This window comes from Hyphomonas sp. CY54-11-8 (genome assembly GCF_000682735.1).
Lineage (GTDB): Bacteria > Pseudomonadota > Alphaproteobacteria > Caulobacterales > Hyphomonadaceae > Hyphomonas.
The window spans coordinates 93,759-115,644 of the sequence record NZ_AWFD01000007.1 but is presented as its reverse complement, the minus strand read 5'-3'; the positions used below and the strand labels follow the sequence as shown (position 1 = coordinate 115,644).

General features: G+C 60.5%; 18 protein-coding genes and 1 tRNA gene. 18 read left to right on the top strand and 1 reads right to left on the bottom strand.

Going from position 1 to position 21,886, the window contains the following annotated elements; translation table 11 throughout:
- Positions 1-137 precede the first annotated feature (137 nt).
- From HY17_RS07480 to eda, 9 genes are all read left to right on the top strand, one after another.
- Positions 138-213, top strand: a tRNA-Trp gene (locus tag HY17_RS07480).
- Between the two features lie 190 nt (positions 214-403).
- Positions 404-2,683 carry a Tex family protein gene (locus HY17_RS07475; protein WP_034765236.1) on the top strand — a complete coding sequence of 760 codons (2,280 nt, stop codon included), beginning with the start codon at positions 404-406 and terminating at the stop codon, positions 2,681-2,683.
- A gap of 55 nt (positions 2,684-2,738) precedes the next feature.
- Positions 2,739-4,355, top strand: coding sequence for a GMC family oxidoreductase (locus tag HY17_RS07470; protein ID WP_197020244.1), 1,617 nt, complete (start codon positions 2,739-2,741; stop codon positions 4,353-4,355).
- Positions 4,352-5,956 carry an alpha-amylase family glycosyl hydrolase gene (locus tag HY17_RS07465; RefSeq protein WP_034765139.1) on the top strand — a complete coding sequence of 535 codons (1,605 nt, stop codon included), beginning with the start codon at positions 4,352-4,354 and terminating at the stop codon, positions 5,954-5,956. The genes HY17_RS07470 and HY17_RS07465 overlap by 4 nt, the downstream gene beginning before the upstream one ends.
- A gap of 158 nt (positions 5,957-6,114) precedes the next feature.
- Positions 6,115-7,584 carry a glucose-6-phosphate dehydrogenase gene (gene zwf / locus HY17_RS07460; protein ID WP_034765136.1) on the top strand — a complete coding sequence of 490 codons (1,470 nt, stop codon included), beginning with the start codon at positions 6,115-6,117 and terminating at the stop codon, positions 7,582-7,584.
- Between the two features lie 4 nt (positions 7,585-7,588).
- Positions 7,589-8,299, top strand: a complete 711-nt coding sequence (gene pgl / locus HY17_RS07455; RefSeq protein WP_034765131.1) for a 6-phosphogluconolactonase — start codon at positions 7,589-7,591, stop codon at positions 8,297-8,299.
- Positions 8,300-10,132: a phosphogluconate dehydratase gene (gene edd / locus HY17_RS07450; protein WP_034765127.1), complete on the top strand. Its 1,833-nt coding sequence runs from the start codon at positions 8,300-8,302 to the stop codon at positions 10,130-10,132.
- 3 nt (positions 10,133-10,135) lie between these two features.
- Complete coding sequence (locus tag HY17_RS07445) at positions 10,136-11,098, top strand: glucokinase (protein WP_034765124.1); 963 nt, start codon at positions 10,136-10,138, stop codon at positions 11,096-11,098.
- Positions 11,095-11,736 (top strand): bifunctional 4-hydroxy-2-oxoglutarate aldolase/2-dehydro-3-deoxy-phosphogluconate aldolase, encoded by a 642-nt coding sequence (gene eda / locus HY17_RS07440; protein ID WP_034765122.1) that lies wholly within the window; start codon positions 11,095-11,097, stop codon positions 11,734-11,736. The genes HY17_RS07445 and eda overlap by 4 nt, the downstream gene beginning before the upstream one ends.
- A 52-nt stretch (positions 11,737-11,788) precedes the next feature.
- On the opposite strand, the gene purB is transcribed toward eda, so the two are convergent.
- A complete protein-coding gene (purB, locus tag HY17_RS07435; RefSeq protein ID WP_034765119.1) occupies positions 11,789-13,087 on the bottom strand; it encodes an adenylosuccinate lyase in 1,299 nt (432 codons plus the stop codon).
- A 231-nt stretch (positions 13,088-13,318) separates the two neighbouring features.
- On the opposite strand from purB, the gene HY17_RS07430 reads away from it, so the two are divergent.
- The 9 genes from HY17_RS07430 to nuoG all read left to right on the top strand — a co-directional run bounded on the left by HY17_RS07430 (position 13,319) and on the right by nuoG (position 21,879).
- Positions 13,319-14,275: a peptidoglycan-binding domain-containing protein gene (locus HY17_RS07430; RefSeq protein WP_034765116.1), complete on the top strand. Its 957-nt coding sequence runs from the start codon at positions 13,319-13,321 to the stop codon at positions 14,273-14,275.
- Positions 14,276-14,473: 198 nt separating this feature from the next.
- Positions 14,474-14,848, top strand: coding sequence for an NADH-quinone oxidoreductase subunit A (locus HY17_RS07425; protein ID WP_034765112.1), 375 nt, complete (start codon positions 14,474-14,476; stop codon positions 14,846-14,848).
- Positions 14,848-15,417, top strand: coding sequence for an NADH-quinone oxidoreductase subunit B family protein (locus HY17_RS07420; protein ID WP_034765109.1), 570 nt, complete (start codon positions 14,848-14,850; stop codon positions 15,415-15,417). The genes HY17_RS07425 and HY17_RS07420 overlap by 1 nt, the downstream gene beginning before the upstream one ends.
- 9 nt (positions 15,418-15,426) lie before the next feature.
- On the top strand, positions 15,427-16,059 hold the full coding sequence (locus HY17_RS07415) for an NADH-quinone oxidoreductase subunit C (RefSeq protein WP_034765104.1): 633 nt from the start codon (positions 15,427-15,429) through the stop codon (positions 16,057-16,059).
- Positions 16,060-16,063: 4 nt separating this feature from the next.
- Positions 16,064-17,269, top strand: coding sequence for an NADH-quinone oxidoreductase subunit D (locus tag HY17_RS07410; protein ID WP_034765100.1), 1,206 nt, complete (start codon positions 16,064-16,066; stop codon positions 17,267-17,269).
- Entirely contained in the window at positions 17,266-17,610 is a 345-nt protein-coding gene (locus tag HY17_RS07405; RefSeq protein ID WP_034765097.1) for an SgcJ/EcaC family oxidoreductase, read from the top strand. The genes HY17_RS07410 and HY17_RS07405 overlap by 4 nt, the downstream gene beginning before the upstream one ends.
- Positions 17,611-17,709: 99 nt before the next feature.
- Positions 17,710-18,489 carry an NADH-quinone oxidoreductase subunit NuoE gene (nuoE, locus tag HY17_RS07400; protein ID WP_051599813.1) on the top strand — a complete coding sequence of 260 codons (780 nt, stop codon included), beginning with the start codon at positions 17,710-17,712 and terminating at the stop codon, positions 18,487-18,489.
- Positions 18,490-18,492: 3 nt separating this feature from the next.
- On the top strand, positions 18,493-19,797 hold the full coding sequence (gene nuoF, locus HY17_RS07395; protein ID WP_034765095.1) for an NADH-quinone oxidoreductase subunit NuoF: 1,305 nt from the start codon (positions 18,493-18,495) through the stop codon (positions 19,795-19,797).
- 15 nt (positions 19,798-19,812) lie between these two features.
- Positions 19,813-21,879 carry an NADH-quinone oxidoreductase subunit NuoG gene (nuoG, locus tag HY17_RS07390; protein ID WP_034765226.1) on the top strand — a complete coding sequence of 689 codons (2,067 nt, stop codon included), beginning with the start codon at positions 19,813-19,815 and terminating at the stop codon, positions 21,877-21,879.
- The last annotated feature ends 7 nt before the right edge of the window (positions 21,880-21,886 follow it).

Genomic DNA, 21,886 nt, shown 5'->3' with positions numbered 1-21,886 from the left:
GCCTCATAGAACCGAAAAGGCCGCCCAATCCGGGCGGCCTTTTTGCTTTGGGGTGGCTGGTCACCAAAAACGGCTTTTCGCTGAGCCTTCCGGCTTGCGGTGGCGGGGAGTTTCGGGCAAACCCTCACCTCGCCTGAAGGGGTATAGCTCAGTTGGTAGAGCATCGGTCTCCAAAACCGAGGGTCGCGGGTTCGAGTCCTGCTGCCCCTGCCAGGCAAATTTCCTGAAATCGAGGACCGGACCCACCGCGTATGCGGTGTGTAAGCGCCTGTCTGTGCATTCCACAAAAATATTGCCTCGCCACGCTCAAGCGTAAACGAGGTGTGAACGATTTCTGGTGAATTGATCAGTTCCTGTGTCATCCGGCGCACCCGTCAATTCCAGCCAGAAAGGCGATCTTTCCATGCCTGCAAAACCCCGCACATCTGCCGTCCCGTCGATTGCGAAACTGATCGCGACGGAACTCGGCATATCCGAGCGCCAGGTCGAGACTGTGATCGAGCTCCTCGGTGAAGGGGCAACAGTGCCTTTCATAGCCCGCTACCGGAAGGAACGTACGGGCGGGCTGGACGACACCCAGCTGCGGGCGCTCGCAGAGCGGCTGGATTACCTGACGGAGCTGGCAAAGCGCCGTGACACGATCCTTGATGCCATCCGCCAGCAGGACAAGCTTACGCCGGACCTGGAACGAGAGATCATGGCAGCCACGACGAAAGTGGCATTGGAAGACCTCTACGCCCCCTACAAGCAGAAGCGCCGGACCAAGGCGACGATCGCTAAAGAGGCGGGCCTCGAACCGCTGGCCGAGCGCATTCTTGCCAACCCCGCGGTTGCGCTGGAAGCGGAAGCCAAAAGCTTCGTTTCCAAGAAGAAGGGCGTCGAGACACCGGACGCAGCCCTTAGTGGTGCACGCGAGATCATCGTCGAGAAGATTGCGGAAACGCCGCGCCTGACCCGCAAGATCCGGGAGACTGTCTGGAAGCAGGGCAAGCTCGGGTCGTCCCTCGTGAAAGGCAAGGAGGCCGAAGGCGCCAAGTTTGCCGATTATTTTGATTTTGATGAGCCGTTCGAGAAGATGCCGTCGCACCGTGCGCTCGCCATGCTGCGCGGACAAAAGGAAGGTATTTTGCGGATCAAGGTGAACGTACCTCACACGGATACGCGCCATCATCCGGCCGTGCGGGAAATTTGTTCCGAATTCGGCTTTGCAAAGAAAGGACGCGCCGCTGATGAGTGGCTGATTGAAACGGCGGAAGCGGCCTGGAAGAGCAAACTGGAGCCGTCCAGCTCGCGGGAGTCCATCAACCGGTTGAAGGATTCGGCCGATGGCGAAGCGATCCGGGTCTTTTCCCGCAACATGAAAGACCTGTTGATGGCTGCACCGGCTGGCCACAAGGTTGTCATGGGGATCGATCCGGGTATCCGGACGGGCTGCAAGGTCGCGGTCGTGGATTCGACCGGCAAGTTGATCGATACGGCGACGATCTATCCGCACGAGCCTAAGAAGGATTGGACCGGCGCCCTGACGACGCTGGCTAAGCTCTGCAAGAAGCACAAAGTGGAACTCGTCAGTGTCGGGAATGGAACCGCCGGGCGCGAGACCGATAAGCTGGTCGCGGACCTGTCGGACAAGATGCCGGATCTCGGCCTGACGCGCCTGATGGTTTCGGAAGCGGGGGCGTCTGTCTATTCGGCCTCGGAACTGGCAGCGAGAGAATTCCCGGACCTCGATGTCAGCATCCGCGGGGCAGTCTCCATCGCGCGGCGCCTGCAGGATCCGTTGGCAGAACTGGTAAAGATCGAACCCAAAGCCATCGGGGTTGGCCAGTACCAGCACGATGTGGATCAGGGCCAGCTTGCAAAGTCGCTCGACGGCGTGGTCGAAGACTGCGTGAACGCAGTGGGTGTGGATGTGAACACGGCCTCGGCCTCATTGCTTTCCCGTGTTGCGGGCCTCAACGCGACGATTGCGTCGAATATCGTGGCTTACCGGGATAAGAACGGTCCGTTCAAATCGCGCAGTGAACTGAAGAAGGTACCGCGCCTCGGCGCGAAGGCTTTTGAGCAGGCGGCTGGCTTCCTGCGCATCATGGATGGTAAGAACCCTCTGGATGCCTCGGCGGTCCACCCGGAAGCGTATCCGGTTGTTGAGCGCATCGCGAAGAAAACTGGCCGGAAAGTGGCCGCCCTGATCGGCGATAAGGCCTTCCTGTCGAAGCTGAAGGCGGAAGACTTTGCCGACGATACATTCGGTGTGCCGACCGTGAAAGACATTCTCAGCGAACTGGAAAAGCCAGGGCGTGACCCGCGTCCGGAATTCAAGACAGCGACCTTCAAGGACGGTGTTGATACGATGAGTGACCTTAAGCCGGGTATGCGACTGGAAGGAGTCGTCACCAATGTGACCGCTTTCGGGGCGTTCGTGGATATCGGCGTTCACCAGGATGGCCTGGTTCATATCTCCGAACTGGCCGACACGTTCGTGAAAGACCCGCACAGCGTGATAAAGACGGGGCAGGTCGTGGATGTTGTCGTTCTGGAAGTGGATGCCGCGCGCAAGCGGATCGGCCTCAGCATGAAACGCCAGGGAGCTCAGCCGGCGGCGAAGCTGGGCAAGGCGTCGAAGGCGCCTGAACGGAAGCCATCCGATAGTCCGTTCGGCGTATTGGCCTCCCTTCGGTAGGGGTGGACGGCGCCAGGCCCTTGCGGCCTAATGGCCCAATTGGCGGGAGGCGCGGTTGAACGGCACGGCGGATCTGGAAGGTGAGTACGACCACATCATTGTGGGGGCTGGCTCTGCTGGTTGCGTCGTGGCCAACCGCCTTTCTGAATCTGGTAACCGGCGGGTTTTGCTGCTGGAAGCGGGCGGCCGCGATAACTGGATCTGGTTCCATATCCCGGTAGGCTACCTCTTCGCGATTGGGAACCCGCGGTCCGACTGGATGTTCGAGACTGTGGCGGAGCCGGGCCTTAATGGCCGCAAGCTGAATTATCCGCGCGGTAAGGTCCTGGGCGGGTCGTCCGCCATCAATGCCATGATCTCGATGCGCGGGCAGGCAGCGGACTATGATCATTGGAAAAGCCTCGGGCTTCCAGGCTGGGGATGGGACGATGTATTGCCCGTTTTCCGGCGGATCGAGGATCATTTCCTTGGCGAAAGCGGCGTACATGGCACTGGTGGAGAGTGGCGTGTCGAGGCGCCACGTGTTCGCTGGGACATTCTGGATGCCGTGCGTCAGGCCGCACAGGACATGGGCGTTGAGCCGGTCGGCGACTTCAACACCGGGGACAATGAAGGCTCCTCATATTTTCATGTGAATCAGAAGGGCGGCGTGCGCTGGTCGGCGGCGCGGGGGTTCCTGAAGCCCGCCATGTCGCGGAACAATCTGCGCGTCGAGACAGGCTGCCTCACTGACAGGCTGGTCTTGGAAAATGGCCGTGCGACCGTGGTGGAATTCGTGCAGGAGGGCGAGCGTCGGCGGGCCAGATGCCGCGGAGAGATTATTCTCTGCGCCGGGTCCATCGGATCTGTGCAGGTTCTGCAGCGCTCCGGTATCGGGCCGGGAGAGGTGTTAAAGGCAGCGGGTGTGGCTGTTCAAGTGGATCTGCAAGGCGTCGGCCGGAACCTGCAGGACCATTTGCAACAACGTGCCATTTACAGGGTCAGCGGCGCGCGAACGTTGAACGAGACCTATCACAATCTGTTCCGTCGTGGCCTGATGGGGCTCGACTATGCAGTACGGCGGCGCGGACCGCTCACCATGGCGCCGTCGCAGCTTGGTATTTTTACGCGCTCGGATGCCGGACGGGCGCGCGCGAACATCGAGTTTCACGTTCAGCCGCTCTCGCTCGACAAGTTCGGGGACCCGCTGCATCGGTTTCCGGCCATTACGGTCAGCGCGTGCAATTTGCGTCCGACGTCACGGGGCGAGATACGTATTGCTTCGCCGGATCCTGCGGCGAAGCCGATTATTGCACCGAACTATCTGTCTACGGAGGAAGACCGGAAAGTCGCTGCGGATGCGATAAGGGCGACGCGGCAGCTTATGAAGCAACCGGCAATGGCTCGATACTCACCGGAGGAGTTTCTGCCCGGCCCTGCCGTTGGCGATGACGATGCTGCGCTGGCCAAAGCGGCCGGGGATATCGGAACTACCATCTTCCATCCGGTCGGTACGGCGAAGATGGGACGGCCGGACGATGCAGATTCCGTCGTGGACAAGGATTTACGAGTCATCGGCGTGGAAGCCTTGCGCGTGATCGATGCGTCCGTCATGCCAACCATCACATCCGGCAATACCAATACGCCCACCATCATGATTGCAGACAAGGTTTCCCGGGAGATGACGGCATGAGCCAACCAGAACAGCCATGGTGGCGCGGTGCAGTGCTGTACCAGATCTATCCGCGGTCTTATCTCGATACCAATGGCGATGGTGTGGGTGATCTGCAGGGGATCACCCGGAAGCTGGATTATATCGCGTCGCTCGGTGTGGACGGGATCTGGATCTCGCCTTTCTTCGCCTCTCCCATGAAAGATTTCGGCTACGATGTCTCAGATTATTGTGCCGTGGACTCCGTCTTCGGGACGCTGGACGATTTTGATCGGCTTCTGAACCGCGCCCACGGGTACGGGCTGAAGGTCGTCATCGACCAGGTTTACGCTCACACATCAGACCAGCATGCCTGGTTCACGGAGTCTCGCCAGAGCCGGGACAATCCGAAGGCGGACTGGTATGTCTGGAAGGATCCGAAGCCCGACGGCACGCCTCCCAACAACTGGCAAGCAGTGTTCGGCGGGGCCGCGTGGACATGGGATGCGCGGCGTCAGCAATACTTCATGCATAATTTCCTGCCGGAGCAACCTCAGTTGAACGTGCACAATCCGGATGTGCAGGATGCCTTGCTGGGCACCGCGCGTTTCTGGCTGGACAAGGGTGTAGATGGCTTCCGGCTGGATGCGATCAATTTTGCCATGCATGATCAGGCCTTCCAGGACAATCCGCCCTGGGATCCAACTGGCCGGACGATCACCAGACCGTTTGATCTGCAGCGCCGCGTCTACAATCAGTCCCGGCCAGAGGTGCCGGGATTTCTGGAGCGGGTTCGAAAGCTGACGGACGAATACGGCGATCGTTACACCGTGGCCGAAGTGGCAAGCGATGATCCTCTTCCCACCATGCGCACCTATACAAGGGGCGATAAACGGCTGACGGCCGCCTACAGCTTCGATTTCCTTTATGCTCCAACGCTCACAGCCAAGCGTGTGCGACGGTCGCAGGGAAACTGGGTAGGATCGATAGAAGAAGGCTGGCCGTCATGGGCTTTCTCGAACCACGACGCTCCGCGCTGTGTCAGCCGTTGGTATGACGGGGCGGAGCGTCCCCGGTTTGCAAGGTTGACCAACGCGCTTCTCCTGTGCTTGCGGGGCAATCCGATCCTGTATCAGGGCGAAGAACTGGGCCTGACTCAGGTGGATGTACCCTTTGAAGCCCTGCAGGATCCGGAAGCCATCGCAAACTGGCCAAGAACGCTTGGCCGTGATGGCGCGCGGACGCCAATGCCTTGGAAGCGAGCGGCTCCGCATGCGGGATTTTCCTCGGTTGAGCCCTGGCTGCCGGTTGGGCCGGATCATCCTGATCTATCGGTTGGCGTGCAGGACGAAGACCCGGACTCGGTCCTGAACTTCACCCGAAAACTCCTGGAAGTGCGAAGAGGCAGTCCGGCTCTGAGATGGGGAGACGTAGAATTTGTGGACGGCCCAGTATCCTTGCTCACCATGATCCGCACATGCGAAGAGGAAACGGTGACCTGCCTGTTCAATCTCGGTGCAGAGCCCGTTGAGATACCGGAGTCGGCGGATCTTTGCGGCACGGTGCTGTCGCAGACCGGCAGCACGATAGATTTGCAGGCGAGGACCATGCCACCTTACACATTCGTGATCCTGAGGCGCTAAGTGCTGCCTGGGAAGAAGATCACGTGTAATTCATCTGAATTGTTGGGCGTTTTGGGGATGATGCATGATTCCGTCGTTCCAGAGTTTTTCAGCGCGTCCAGATTGCTCTAACAAGAATACAGGAAACCCGTTTGCCAGCCTCTCCAAAGGAGCTCGACATGGCCAAATTCATACCGGTCGACCCCTTCGACATCGTCATATTCGGGGGAACGGGGGATCTTTCCCGCCGGAAGCTCCTGCCTGCACTCTTTCATAGATGGCTGGATGGCCAGATTCCCGAAAACAGCGCGATCGTAGGAACGGCCCGCTCTGATCTTGATGACAAGGCCTATCGGTCAATGGCGCGGGAAGCCTGCGAGAAAGCGACCGGTGAAAATTGGGACGACAAGGAATGGAAAAAGTTCGAGAAACTGATCCATTATGTCTCGATTGACGCCACCAGCGCCAAGGCAGACTGGCCGCAATTGAAATCCAAGCTGACGATGGATGGTGACCGGGCCTGCGTCTTTTACCTGGCCACGGCGCCCAGCCTTTATGTCGACATCTGTAACGCCCTTGGCCGGGAGGGCCTCGCGACAAGCAACACGCGCGTGGTGCTGGAGAAGCCGATCGGAACGGATCTTGAATCAGCCCGGACGATCAATGATGGGGTGGGCGCGGTTTTCTCGGAGCGGCAGGTATTCCGGATCGACCATTATCTCGGCAAGGAGACGGTACAAAATCTGATGGTGTTGCGGTTCGGGAATATCCTCTTCGAACCGCTCTGGTCCCGGAACTATATCGACCATGTCCAGATCACTGTTGCCGAAGATCTCGGCCTGGAAGGCCGGGCCGACTACTACGACCGCTCTGGCGCATTGCGGGACATGGTGCAAAACCACATGTTGCAGCTCCTTTGCCTCACGGCAATGGAACCGCCAAACCAGCTCGAAGACGACGACGTCCGTACCGAGAAGATCAAGGTGCTCAATGCGTTGATGCCCATTCACGGCGAAGCCGCAAAGAAGCAGACTGTGCGGGGTCAGTACAAGGCCGGCATGAAGGGAGGCGAAGCCGTAAAGGGGTACGCCGAAGAGCTTTCAGGGGATGAGAAAAGCACCACCGAAACCTTCGTGGCGATCAAGGCCGGGATCGACAATTGGCGTTGGGCGGGCGTGCCGTTTTACCTGCGCACCGGCAAGCGCATGTCACACCGGCATTCGGATATCGTGATCCAGTTCAAGAAAACGCCGCACTCTCTGTTCGGTGAAGGCAATGACATGGCCAACAGGCTGGTCATCCGCCTGCAACCTGATGAAGGCGTACGCCTGTTTGTGCAGATCAAGGAGCCCGGCCCCGGCGGTCTGCGCGTAAAATCCATGCCGCTCAACCTGTCTTATGCGGAGAGTTTCACGGTCCGCTATCCGGATGCTTATGAGCGTTTGCTTATGGATGTGGTGCGGGGGAACCTGTCCCTGTTCATGCGCAAAGAAGAAGTCGAAGCCGCCTGGGCGTGGGTCGACTCCCTGATCGAAGCCTGGGAACAGGCGGGCGATGCGCCGGAGCCTTATCCTGCCGGAAGCGATGGCCCACTGGCCGCAGCTATGCTGATGGACCGCGACGACCGCGCATGGTGGGAAGGCCTCTGACCCCATGAAGCATGAACTCTCTCGCTTCGAAACACGCGACGCCGCATTGGATTTTGCCGCGAAATTTGTTGCGGGAGGAGTGGAGCGCGCCATCGCAGATCGGGGGCGAGCGGATTTCATGACGTCCGGCGGTTCGACGCCGGGCCCGCTGTTCGATCGCCTGTCTGGCTGGGCGCTGCCGTGGGAAAGTGTGAGCGTCGGTCTCGTCGATGAGCGTTGGGTGTCGACGGAGAGTGATGCTTCGAATGAGTCGCTCGTTCGGACCCGTCTGCTGACAGGAAAGGCGGGCGCGGCGGGGCTGGTGCCGATGAAGACCCGTGCCGCCAATCCGCACGACGCAGTGGCGGATCGCAACGCGGCTTACACGCCGCATTGTTCACCCATTGATGTCATACTTCTCGGCATGGGCAGTGACGGCCATACAGCCAGTTGGTTCCCAGGGTCCAAAGGTCTTGAGAGTGCGTTGTTGCCTTCGAATGGGGAATTGATTGCAGCTATTGATGCAACCGGATGCCTGATTGCGGGTTCCCATACACAGAGGCTGACATTGACCGGACCAGCGGTCACCTCGGCGCGCATGGCGTTGATGTTGTTGTTCGGCAATGAGAAGCTGGATGTTCTCGAGCGCGCATTGAAGGCAGATCCGATGGAAATGCCTGTCCGCCATGCCATCGACAAGCTCGGTCCGCGTCTCACAATCATATGGGCCCCCTAGATGACCAAATTGCATCCGAAGATCACCGAAGTCACAGAGCGCATTCGCCAGAGATCAGCTGAGCCGCGCGCTGCCTATCTTGAAATGATCCGTTCACGGCGCCCGAAAGGGTTTGCCCGGCAGCGTCTGACGGAAGGCAATCTGGCACACGCCTCGGCCGGGTGCGCCGTGATCGAGAAAACCCATCTCCTTGGCGCAGGCTGGCCGAACATTGGCATCATCACCGCGTACAACGACATGCTCTCGGCCCACGCACCGTTCGAGCACTATCCGGAACTCATCCGTGAAGCCGCCCGCGAAGTGAATGCCGTGGCACAGGTGGCAGGCGGTGTTCCGGCCATGTGCGACGGAGTTACGCAAGGCCAGCAGGGCATGGAACTGTCGCTATTTTCACGGGACGTCATCGCGATGGCATCTGCGGTGGGGCTCAGTCATGACGTGTTTGATGCCGCCCTTCATCTTGGCGTTTGTGACAAGATCGTTCCAGGGCTCGTGATCGCGGCACTCCGCTTCGGCTGGATCCCATCTATTTTCGTGCCTGCCGGACCGATGCCGTCCGGGCTCCCGAATCCAGAAAAAATCCGTATCCGTCAGTTATTTGCAGAAGGCAAGGTCGACCGCAGCGCTCTGTTGAAAGCTGAGGCAGAAAGTTACCACGCGCAGGGCACCTGCACCTTCTACGGTACGGCTAACTCCAATCAGATGTTGATGGAGGTCATGGGCTTCCATTTGCCGGGGGCGGCTTTCACCAATCCCGGTACGCCGCTTCGCACGGCGCTCACAAAAGCCGCGGCCCATCGGGCGGCAGAGATTACGGCGCAAGGAGACAGCTACTTGCCAGCCGGCGAAATCATCGACGAGCGCTCCATCGTCAACGGCATCGTCGGCCTGATGGCGACTGGCGGTTCAACCAATCATGCCCTGCATATTCCAGCCATGGCAGCGGCAGCGGGCCTCATTGTCACACTGGAGGATTTTGCGGAAATCAGCCATGTCACACCGCTCCTGACACGGATCTATCCGAACGGGCCTGCCGATGTGAACCATTTCCATGCGGCGGGTGGCATGGGCTTCCTCGTCCGCGAACTTCTGAGTGCCGGCCTGCTGAATGGTGACGCGCAAGGTGTGGCAGGGCCAATCTCCGGCTATTCGCATGAGCCGTTCCTGGATGGGGACAAGGTTTCCTGGCGCCCCGCTCCAGAAGAAAGCGGTGATCTGGAGATTATCCGGCCTGCGAGCGATCCGTTCTCTGCCGATGGCGGTCTTCGCCTGATGACCGGACCTCTCGGCCGTGGCGTATCCAAGGTCTCTGCCGTGAAACCGGAGAAGCGTGTCCTGGAAGCGCCAGCGGTCGTGTTCGAATCCCAGGAAGCCTTGAAAGAAGCGTTTGAAGCCGGTCGGCTGGACCGTGATATTGTCGCCGTTGTCCGTTTCCAGGGACCTGCGGCGAATGGAATGCCGGAACTTCATAGTCTGACACCTCCGCTCGGCGTGCTGCAGGACAGAGGTTTCAAAGTCGCCTTGGTTACGGATGGCCGTATGTCCGGTGCGAGCGGCAAAGTGCCATCCGCCATCCATGTTAGTCCGGAAGCTGCGCGCGGTGGCCCGCTCGCGCGTGTCCGCGACGGCGACATCATCGTTTTCGACGCAGAGAGAGGAACGTTGGATATCAAGGTAGACCCATCCGAATTTGCAGCGCGCCAACCGGCAGAGTTCCGGCCGAACGCCTCGTCTGTTGGCCTCGGCCGTGAGATGTTCTCCTATTTCCGTCAGATGAGCGGAACGGCTGACAGTGGTGCCAGCCAGTTCGCTTTCGTATCTGAGGAGGACTGATCCTTGGCAGAAAGAATTCTGGTCGGTGACGTCGGGGGGACTAATGTCCGCTTCTCCATTGCTCACCGACAGGACGGAAAGATCGTTGCCGATAAATTCGAAAAGTTCGCCGGCGATGATTTCCACCAGTTCGAAGAGGTGCTGAAGTCATATCTCGATCGCTCGAATACGCGTGTAAACAGGGCATGTTTCGCCTTGGCAGGCCCTGTGCAGCATGGTGAGGTCACCCTCACCAATCGCGGCTGGCATGTGTCCGAACAGAAACTGCAAAAACGTTTCGGTTTTGAAGATGTTCGCCTGATCAATGATTTCACTGCAATGGCGCGCGCCGTGCCGGAGTTCGATCGCGCACATTTCGAGAATATCCTGCCCGGCAAGCCAGAACCGGACGCGCCGATTATCGTTGCCGGGCCGGGCACCGGGTTCGGCGTCGCCACGCTCATACCTGAAGCCGGTAACTGGCATGTGTTGACAGGCGAGGGTGGCCATATCGCTTTTGCGCCCCGCACCGATATTGAATTCCAGCTGACTCAAATCCTGCTTCGGAAGTTCGGCTATGTTTCCAATGAGCTTGTTTCATCCGGCACCGGTCTGCAGCCCGTGCATGAGGCGTTCTGCGAAATCTATGATCGCCCAGTCGAGGATTTATCGCCTGCCGAGATGCGCCAGCGCGCCGATGCAGGCGATGAGATGTTCTACCAGCTGATCCTCGTGCGTGCCTGCACTGTGATGGGTGCAGTGGGTGACCTGGTTTTGGCAAATGGTGCGCTTGGCGGTGTTGTACTGGCTGGCGGCGTGACTGAGCGGATCGCGGATTTCCTGCGCATGCCTGAAGCCATAGAGCGTTTCCATGAGCGTGGTCCGATGAGCAGCTTTCTCGAGCATTGCCCCGTCATGCTGATGAAAGATCCGCAAGCGCCGCTGATTGGTGCGGCCGCCTTTTACGAGCAGGAGCAACGCAAATGACGCCTTCTCTCAATGAGCTGAAGCTCGCAGCCGCCAAGGCGCCGGTTGTGCCGGTGTTGGTGGTCGGTTCGGTCGAGCAGGCCGCGCCGCTCGCGAAGGCATTGCTGGATGGTGGTTTGACCATTGCAGAAGTCACACTTCGCACACCAGCGGGGATTGGGGCGATTGCGGCGATGAAGGCGGCAGCGCCGGAGCTGTTGGTGGGGGCCGGGACGGTTCTGAACGGCGACGATGTCCGCAATTCGCTGGAGGCGGGGGCGGACTTCCTTGTCTCGCCGGGGATGAGCCATGGGCTGCTGGCTGCGCTGGGCAAGCACAAACCATTGCTGATCCCCGGGATCGCGACGGCGAGCGAGGCGATGAGCCGTCATGAGGAAGGCTTTGAATTGCTGAAGCTTTTCCCGGCGAACATTGCTGGCGGCGTTCCAGCCCTCAAGGCGCTGGCCGGGCCGCTGCCGCATCTTCAGTTCATGCCGACGGGCGGCGTCAGCGCCGACAATGCGGGTGACTACCTCGCCTTGCCAAATGTCGTGGCGGTTGGCGGTTCCTGGATTGCCACCAAGGCTGACGTCGAATCCGGCGACTGGGCAGGCATTTCGCGCAAAGCCAGAGAGGCGCTAAGCGCGATCAGTTCATGATCAGGCCATGATCATACCGGACTAAGCCGGATCAGTCCGGACTTTCAGACGACTATGAGCGACCGAAAACGCGCTCAAAAATCGTGTCGACCTGCTTGAAGTGATAGTCGAGGTCGAAGAGGTCCTCGATCTGTTCCTTCGTCAGTTTCGCCATGACGTCTTCGTCCTTCTGGAGCAGTTCCAGAAGCGGGCCTTCTCCGCCCCAGGTCTTCATCGCGTTGCGCTGAACCATGCGGTAGGAATCCTCGCGGCTGTTTCCGGCTTCGACGAGGGCGAGCAGGACGCGCTGCGAATTGTGCAGGCCGCCCATGGAGTTCAGCGTCTTGAGCATCCGCTCCGGATAGACGACGAGGTTTTCGACCACACCGGCGAGGCGATGCAAAGCGAAGTCGAGATGGACGGTGGCGTCCGGGCCGATGCCGCGCTCGACGGAGGAGTGCGAGATATCGCGCTCATGCCAGAGGGCGACGTTTTCGAGAGCCGGGGTCACGGCGGAACGCACGAGGCGGGCAAGGCCGGTCAGGTTTTCGGTCAGCACCGGGTTACGCTTGTGCGGCATGGCGGACGAGCCTTTCTGGCCGGCCGAGAAAAATTCCTCAGCTTCCAGCACTTCCGTGCGCTGAAGGTGGCGCACTTCGGTGGCAAGGCGTTCGACCGAGGAGGCGATCACGCCCAGCACAGCGAAATACATGGCGTGACGGTCGCGCGGGATGACCTGTGTCGAGACGGGCTCGATGGCGAGACCCAGCTTTTCGGCAACGTGCGCTTCGATTTTCGGGTCAATGTTAGCGAAGGTGCCGACAGCGCCGGAGATGGCGCAGGTGGCGACTTCTTCCCGGGCGATCAGCAGGCGTGTGCGGGCGCGCTGGAACTCGGCATGGAAGGTGGCGAGCTTCACGCCAAACGTGGTTGGCTCTGCATGGATGCCGTGGCTGCGCCCGATGGTCGGGGTCAACTTGTGTTCGAAGGCGCGCTTCTCAAGAGCGGCCAGCACACGGTCGATTCCGGTCAGCAGCAGGTCTGCGGCGCGCACCATCTGCACGTTCAGGCAGGTATCGAGCACGTCGGAAGAGGTCATGCCTAGGTGCAGGAAACGGGCAGGCTCGCCAACATGCTCCGCGACATTTGTCAGGAAGGCGATGACGTCATGCTTCACTTCCCGTTCGATTTCGTCGATCCGGTCCACTTCGAAGGCGGCTTTCTCGCGAACCGCGGCCGTGGTGCCTTCCGGAATGATGCCGAGATTTTCCATCGCTTCCGCAGCGAGCGTCTCGATTTCAAGCCAGATGCCGAAGCGGGCTTCAGGAGACCAGATGGCGGCCATTTCGGGACGGGTATAACGAGGGATCATGCGCGCATTCCTGAGTGGTTCGGGCCGTATGATGAGGGCCTGTTTGTTCGCGCCCCTAATACGCCGAACCGGCTGGTTTGCCACCCCCTGTGACAGGAGGCCCCGGTTCAATGGAATGCGCTGGATGCGCATCGTATTGGTGAACGGTGTGGCCGAGTGTTTCCGGGTAGGTTAGGTAGAAAGTGGCCTGCTGTTTCCAGAAGGAAGCAGTTTTCAGGAAGGGGACATGGAATGAGCAGAATTCTCACCCTGTCGGCAGCATCGCTGGTGCTTGCGGGAGTGGCGACAGCGCAGGGAACCGGAGACTATCCGGCCGACGCGGAGCCTGGATCCTGTTATGCGCGGGTGCTGATCCCTGAAACCTATGAGATCCAGACCGAACAGGTGCTGGACCAGCCTGAACATACCGAAGCCCGCGTCATCCCCGCGACGTTCGAAACTGTCGTGGAGCGGGTGCTGGTGAAGGAACAGGCGCTGACTTACCGGGTGGTGCCGCCGGTCTACGAGATCGAGACCGAACAGTTGCTCATCGTGCCGGAACAGACCGAAACTGTCGTGATTCCTGCAGAATACGAGACATTTACCGAGCAGGTTCTGATCCGCCCGTCTTATATTACCTGGAAACCGGGCACCGGGCTTTTCGGCCGGCAGCAATCCGGCGAGGACAATATCACCCCTGCCACGGGTGAAGTTCTGTGCCGCGTCGAGGTGCCCGCCCAGTATGAAACCGTCACGCGAACACGCCTGAAATCGCCCGAGCGTGTCGAGACCGGGGTGATTCCGGCCCGTTTCCGCACTGTTGAGCGCCAGGCGCTGCGTGAGCCCGCCCGAGTGATCGAGGAAATCGTTCCGGCCGAATATGAAGAGGTCGAAGTCCAGCGCCTTGTGACGCCGGAACAACAGGAAACGATCGTCGTTCCGGCGACTTACAAGACAATCGAAATAAAGACCGTAACAGGTGGCGGGACCGTGGAATGGCGGGAAGTGCTCTGCGATTCCAATGCAACCAAGGCGAAGATTGCCGAAGTCCAGCGCGCCCTGGCGTCAAAAGGCTACAAGGTACAGGCTGACGGCGTATTCGGCCCCGCAACGCTGGATGCAATGGAAGACTGGCAGGAAAAGAACGGCCTGCCGGTGGGGTACCTGACCATCAGCACTGTTGAGTCGCTGGGTGTTTCGCCCGACTAGCGGGAATTTGGGGGCAGGGCTGCCTTCCGGACGGGCAAACAGGGCCATTAGCCGTGACGCACAGCCGCACATCGGGCCTCGTGAGGTGGCCGAATGCAGACTTTAAGATAAGTCTCACCGTTATGTGGCGTGGATGTGTTGCGTGGATGGCAAAACCGTCCTAATCCGGCGCCAGCACAGGCTAGGAGGCCCTCTCTCATGTCGGACATCGAACGGCTGGCGCTCGACTATCTACCGGTGATCATCTTTCTGGTGCTCGGTGCAGCGATTTCGGGCCTTTTCATTGTCGGTTCACTGCTGTTGGCACCATCCGAACCCGACCCTGAGAAAAATTCCGCCTATGAGTGCGGTTTCCCCGCTTTCGACGATGCCCGCATGAAGTTCGACGTCCGGTTCTACCTGGTCGCCATTCTTTTCATCATCTTCGACCTTGAAGTGGCCTTCCTGTTCCCGTGGGCGATCAGCCTCGGCACGATCGGTCTGGTTGGCTTCTGGTCGATGGTCGTCTTCCTGGGCGTTCTGACCGTTGGCTTCATCTACGAATGGCGCCGTGGCGCGCTGGAGTGGGAATAATGGCCGAAGAGTTCAAGACATATGCGCTGGGCGGCGCCCGTTCGGGCGTCGAGGGCGGTTTCAAGCCCGGACAGGACGATCCGTTCTATTCCGGCCTGTCCGACCAGCTGGCCGACAAAGGCTATTTCACTGCCGCCGCAGACGACCTGATCGCCTGGGCGCGCACCGGTTCGCTGATGTGGATGACCTTCGGTCTCGCCTGCTGCGCAGTTGAAATGATGCACGCCGGTAACCCGCGCTACGACCTTGAGCGCTTCGGCATGGCGCCGCGCGGTTCACCCCGCCAGTCGGACGTCATGATCGTCGCCGGCACGCTGACCAACAAGATGGCTCCGGCCCTGCGCAAGGTCTACGACCAGATGCCAGAGCCGCGCTACGTGATCTCGATGGGCAGCTGCGCCAATGGCGGCGGCTATTATCATTACAGCTACAGCGTCGTTCGCGGCTGTGACCGGATCGTCCCGGTCGACATCTATATTCCGGGCTGTCCGCCCACCGCTGAGGCTCTCGTGTACGGCTTCCTGCAGCTGCAGAAGAAGATCCGCCGGGAAGGCTCGCTGGAGCGCTAGGGGAAAGACATGTTGGACCAGGACGCCATCGACGCCCTCAAGGATCTCGGCGAGCATATCTCCGCTTCGCGCGCGGATGCGGTGAAGAGCTTCCACATCAATATGGACGAGCTGGTCGTGATGGCCGAGCGCGACCACATTGTGGGCCTGCTGCGCTTCCTGCGCGAAGACCCGCAATGCGATTTCGAAACGCTGGTCGACATTTGCGGCGTCGATTATCCGGAGCGCGCCGAGCGTTTCGAAGTGGTCTATCACCTGTTGTCCATGCACCTGAACCACCGCGTGCGGGTGCGCGTGTCGACCGATGAGGATACCGCTGTGCCGAGCGCCTGCGCCGTGTGGCCGGCCGCCAACTGGTTCGAGCGCGAAGCCTTCGACATGTATGGCATCCAGTTCGCCGATCACCCGGACCTGCGCCGCATCCTCACCGACTATGGTTTCGAGGGTTATCCGCTGCGCAAGGACTTCCCGCTGACCGGCAATTACGAAGTCCGTTACGACGACCTCGAGAAGAAGGTGGTCTACGAGCCGGTGCAGCTGGTTCAGGAATTCCGCAACTTTGACTTCCTCTCCCCCTGGGAGGGCATGACGTCCCAGATTCCGGGCCAGATCCCGGGCGACGAGAAAGCGACGGAGTCTTAAGACAATGGCTGACACCGCTCACATCTCCGAAATGGAGGACCGCAAGTTCACGCTGAACTTCGGGCCCCAGCACCCTGCAGCTCACGGCGTGCTGCGCATGATCCTCGACCTTGATGGCGAGATCGTCACGCGCGTCGACCCGCACATCGGCCTCCTGCATCGCGGTACCGAAAAGCTGATCGAATATAAAACCTACCTGCAGGGAATGCCGTATTTCGACCGGCTCGATTACTGCGCGCCGATGAACCAGGAGCATGCCTGGTGCCTGGCCATCGAGAAACTCCTGGGCATCGAGCCGCCCCGCCGCGGCAGCCTTATCCGCGTGCTCTATTCCGAGCTTGGCCGTATCATGTCCCACCTGCTGAACATCGGTTCGCAGGTGCTGGACGTCGGCGCGCTGACGCCGATCACCTGGGCCTTCGAAGAGCGTGAAAAACTCTGCGTGTTCTACGAACGCGCTTCCGGCAGCCGGATGCACGCCGCCTTTTTCCGCCCGGGCGGTGTCCACCAGGACCTGCCGCAGGCGCTGCTCGACGACATTTCGGAATGGTGCGAGCAGTTCCCCGGCAAGCTGGACCAGCTGGAAGGCCTCGTAACTGAGAACCGCATTTTCAAGCAGCGCAATGTCGACATCGGCATCGTCGATGAGAAAACGATCATGGACTGGGGCTTCTCCGGCGTGATGGTCCGCGGCTCGGGCTATGCCTGGGACCTGCGCCGCGCGCAGCCCTATGAGTGCTACTCCGAACTCGACTTCAAGATTCCGGTCGGCAAGAACGGCGACAATTACGATCGCTATGTCTGCCGCATGGAAGAGATGCGTGAGTCGACCAAGATCATGCAGCAATGCATCGACATCATGAACCGCGAAGGGCCGGGACCGGTCCTCCTGAAAGGTTCGAAAGTCTCGCCGCCACGCCGCGCCGAGATGAAGAACTCGATGGAAGCACTGATCCATCACTTCAAGCTGTACACGGAAGGTTTTCACGTTCCGGAAGGGGAGTGCTACGCCGCCATCGAGGCACCGAAGGGCGAATTCGGCGTGTATCTCGTGTCCGACGGCACGAACCGGCCGTATCGCGCGAAGATCCGCGCGCCGGGCTATCCGCACCTCCAGGCGATGGACCACCTGTGCCGGGGTTACATGCTGGCTGACGTGTCCGCGATCCTCGGGTCTCTCGACATCGTGTTCGGGGAGATCGACCGGTGAGCACGTCGTCAGGACTCGTTCAGCGCCAGCTGGATGCCTATAACCGGCAGGACATTGAGGCTTTCCTCGAATGTTACACCGAGGACGCCGTGCTTGGCGGCCTGAACGGTGACATCACGCAGGCCGGCGTCGAGGAAATCCGCGCACGTCATCTGGAGCTGTTTGCGCAGTTCCCGGAAAACAAGGCGACAATCGTCAACGAGATGGATCTGGGCTCCACCGTGATCCTTCATGAAGACGTGACGCGCGCTCCGGGCGGGGACCAGTTCCAGGTCGCTGCGATCTACACGATCCGCGATGACAAGATCGCGCGCGTCGACTTCGCGCGGGGGACGGCTTGAGATGTGTGTGAACGCAGCCAGAGATTTCGTGCCCAGCGCACAATTTATTCATCCGTCTCAGGATGAAACCGAAATGTATTTTGCAGGAAGGATCGAGTAGTGGCACTGCGCCGTTTTGATCTTGAGGCTGGTGGCGACACGTTCGCCTTCAAGCCGGAAACGGAAGAGAAGATTGCGTTCTGGCGGGGCAAGTACCCGGCGGACAAGCAGCGCTCGGCCGTCATCCCCATGCTGTGGCTTGCCCAGAAGGACAATAATGGCTGGCTGTCCGAGCCTGCCATGCGCGAAGTCGCGGACCGGCTGGAAATGCCCTATATCCGCGTCTACGAGGTCGCGACCTTCTACACGATGTTCCGCCTCCAACCGGTCGGCAAATTCCACGTCCAGCTCTGCGGAACGACCCCGTGCCAGCTGCGCGGAGCAGAGAAGCTGAAGGAAGTTTGCCAGAAGGAAATCGGCGACATCATGTACGTCACCGACGATGGCCGCCTGTCCTGGGAAGAGGTCGAGTGCCTCGGCGCCTGCGTGAATGCACCGATGGTGCAGATCAATGACGACTATTACGAAGACCTGACGCCAGAATCCCTGTCGCAGATCCTCGGAAAGCTGAAGAACGGTGTCGAGGTCCAGCCGGGCCCGCAGATCGACCGCGTGAACAGCGCGCCGGAAGGCGGTGCTACGACGCTGACCGATCCGTCCCTGTTCGATGGCAGCAAGAACTCGATCTCGACACTGCCGAACCTGCCATCCGCAACGCCCGCAGAGGCGGAAGCCGCAGGCAAGCCCGACGCTGCGCCGCCGACCAACACCAAGCGTGAAGAGCCGACGGCTGGCAAGACGACGCTGATCGACGGCAAGAAAAAAGACGGCGAGGAATAAGCGATGTTGCAGGACAAAGATCGCATCTTCACGAACCTGTACGGTCTTCATTCGCCCGAACTCGACGCGGCGAAGAAGCGGGGTGCGTGGCATCTCACCAAGGAAATCCTGGACCAGGGTCCGGACTGGATCTGCGACCAGATCAAGGCGTCCGGTCTGCGTGGCCGTGGCGGCGCCGGCTTCCCGACCGGCCTGAAGTGGACCTTCATGCCGAAGGAATTGCGCGACCGTCCGCACTACCTCGTCGTGAACGCTGACGAGTCAGAGCCCGGCACCTGTAAAGACCGTGAAATCATGCGCCACGATCCGCACCTGCTGATCGAAGGCTGTATGATCGCCAGCCGCGCGATGCGCGCGCACAAATGCTACGTCTACCTGCGCGGCGAATACATCAACGAGCGTCACGCGCTCGAGAAAGCCGTCAAGGAAGCTTATGAGGCGAAGCTGATCGGCCAGAACAATGTGAACGGCTGGGATTTCGATCTCTACGTCCACCATGGCGCCGGTGCCTATATCTGCGGTGAGGAAACCGCGCTGCTGGAGAGCCTGGAAGGCAAGAAGGGCCAACCGCGCCTGAAGCCGCCATTCCCGGCCAATGCCGGTCTCTATGGCTGCCCGACCACTGTGAACAACGTCGAGTCGATTGCTGTCGCCGGCACGATCCTGCGCCGCGGCGCCGAGTGGTTCGCTGGTTTCGGCCGCCCGAACAATACGGGCACCAAGCTGTTCTGCATCTCCGGCCACGTGAACAAGCCGTGCAATGTCGAAGAAGAAATGTCGATCACCTTCCGTGAGCTGATCGATACCCATTGCGGCGGCATCCGTGGCGGCTGGGACAATCTGAAGGCTGTGATTCCGGGCGGGTCGTCGGTGCCGATGGTGCCTGCCGAGCAGATCATGGACGCCTATATGGACTTCGATACGCTGCGTGACCTGAAGTCCGGTCTCGGCACGGCGGCCGTGATCGTGATGGACAAGGACACCGATCTCATCAAGGCGATTGCCCGCCTCGCTTACTTCTACAAGCATGAATCCTGCGGCCAGTGCACGCCGTGCCGTGAAGGCACCGGCTGGATGTGGCGCGTGATGGAGCGCATGGCGAAGGGCGAAGCCGAGCATGACGAGATCGACACGCTGCTGGACGTGACCAAGCAGGTGGAAGGCCACACGATCTGCGCCCTAGGTGACGCAGCGGCCTGGCCGATCCAGGGCCTGATCCGTCACTTCCGTCCAGAAATTGAAGACCGCATCAACCAGTACAGACTGCCGCGCGCCATGGTGCAGGGCGCAGTCGTCGCGGCGGAGTAGGGGGCCATGTCCGATCTGTTCAAAATCAATATCGACGGCAAGGAAATCGAGGTTCCAAAGTCCTACACGCTGATGCAGGCGTGTGAGGAAGCCGGCGCCGAGATCCCGCGCTTCTGCTATCACGAGCGCCTGTCCGTGGCGGGCAACTGCCGCATGTGCCTCGTGGAATGGGAAGGCGCGCCGAAGCCGATTGCGTCCTGTGCGCAAAATGTCGGCGACATGCGCCCCAACCGCGATGGCTCTGCGCCGAACATCCGCACCAAGGGTCCGTATGTCGAAAAGGCCCGCAATGGTGTGATGGAGTTCCTGCTCATCAACCACCCGCTGGATTGCCCGATCTGCGACCAGGGCGGCGAGTGCGACCTGCAGGACCAGGCGGTGGCCTATGGCCGTGCCGGCAGCCGCTACGAAGAGAACAAGCGCGCCGTTGAAGACAAGAATATGGGTCCGCTGGTCAAGACGATCATGACCCGCTGCATTCAGTGCACGCGCTGCGTCCGCTTCGTCGCCGAAGTCGGCGGCGTGGAAGAGATCGGCATGATTTCGCGCGGCGAGAGCGCCGAGATCACCACCTATCTTGAGAAAAATCTGACATCTGAACTTTCCGGCAACGTGATCGACCTTTGCCCGGTCGGCGCGCTGACCTCAAAGCCTTACGCGTTCAATGCGCGCCCGTGGGAGCTGCGCAAGACGTCCTCCATCGACGTGATGGACGCCATGGGCGCCTCGATCCGCGTTGACGCCAAGGGCGACGGCGTGATGCGCATCATGCCGGAAGTGCACGAAGACATTAACGAGGAGTGGCTCTCAGACAAATCCCGCTTCGTGTGGGACGGTCTCGCCCGCCAGCGCCTCGACAAGCCTTATGTCCGCGTCGATGGCCGCCTGAAGCCGGCAACCTGGGCTGAAGCTTTTGCGGCCGTGAATACGGCGCTGTCGAAGCCGGCAGAGCGGATCGGCGTCGTGGCTGGCGACCTGATCGAGGTTGAGCAGGCGAAAGCCGCGCTCGACCTGTTCCGCTCGCTCGGCGTGCAGAACACAGACTGCCGTCCGGCAGGCGCCAAGTACGGCACGGATGGCGTGCGTGAGCATTACATCCTGAACCCGACGCTGGCCGGTGTGGAAGAGGCGGACGCGTTGCTGCTCGTCGGCGTCAATCCACGCGTCGAAGCAGCTGTCTGGAACGCCCGCATCCGCAAGACCTGGCTCTGGGCCGACCTGAAGGTCGCCCTGGTCGGCGAAGCCGCAGACCTGACCTATGATTACACACATCTCGGCAACAGTGCTGACGCGCTGGCCAAGGCCGAGACCGCTGAGTTCCTCAAAGGCGCCAAGCGCCCGATGATCGTGCTCGGCGAAGGCGCGCTGCTGCATGAGGAGGGCGACGCTGTCCTGGCCGCGGCGATCAAGCTGGCCAATGAGACCGGCGCGATTGCCGATGATTGGGCAGGCTTTGGCGTGCTCCACAATGCAGCTGGCCGCGTTGGCGCGCTGGATGTCGGCTTCGTGCCGGTCGAAGGCGGTCGAGCAACGGCTGACATTCTTGGCGGCGGCATGGAAACGATTGTCCTGCTCGGCGCAGACGAAGTCGACCTTTCCAAGACATCGGCCGCAACGGTCATCTATGTCGGCTCGCATGGCGATGCGGGGGCCAGCCGCGCCGACATCATCCTGCCGGCGGCAACCTACACCGAGATGGCCGCGACCTTCGTGAACACCGAAGGCCGCGTGCAGGTCACCTCCAAAGCGGTCCAGCCGAAAGGTGAGGCACGCGAAGGCTGGGCGATCTTCCGTGCGCTGTCTGACGTGATGGGGAAGACCTTGCCTTACGACACGGTCGACGCGCTGCGCGAAGGCCTGCGGGAAAATGAAGTGTTTGCGGGGATCGGCTACGCGCCAGGCGCGGCAGGGGCTGAGGCACTGAAGGCTGTTCCGGAAGCGGCTGGCAGCCTCTCCAGCGCACCGTTCAAGCCGGTGATCGGGGACTTTTATCTGACCAATCCGATCGCCCGGGCATCGAAAACCATGGCGGAATGCTCTGCGCTGGCGACAGCGCTGGACACTCCGGTAGCAGCGGAGTAGGGCGGGC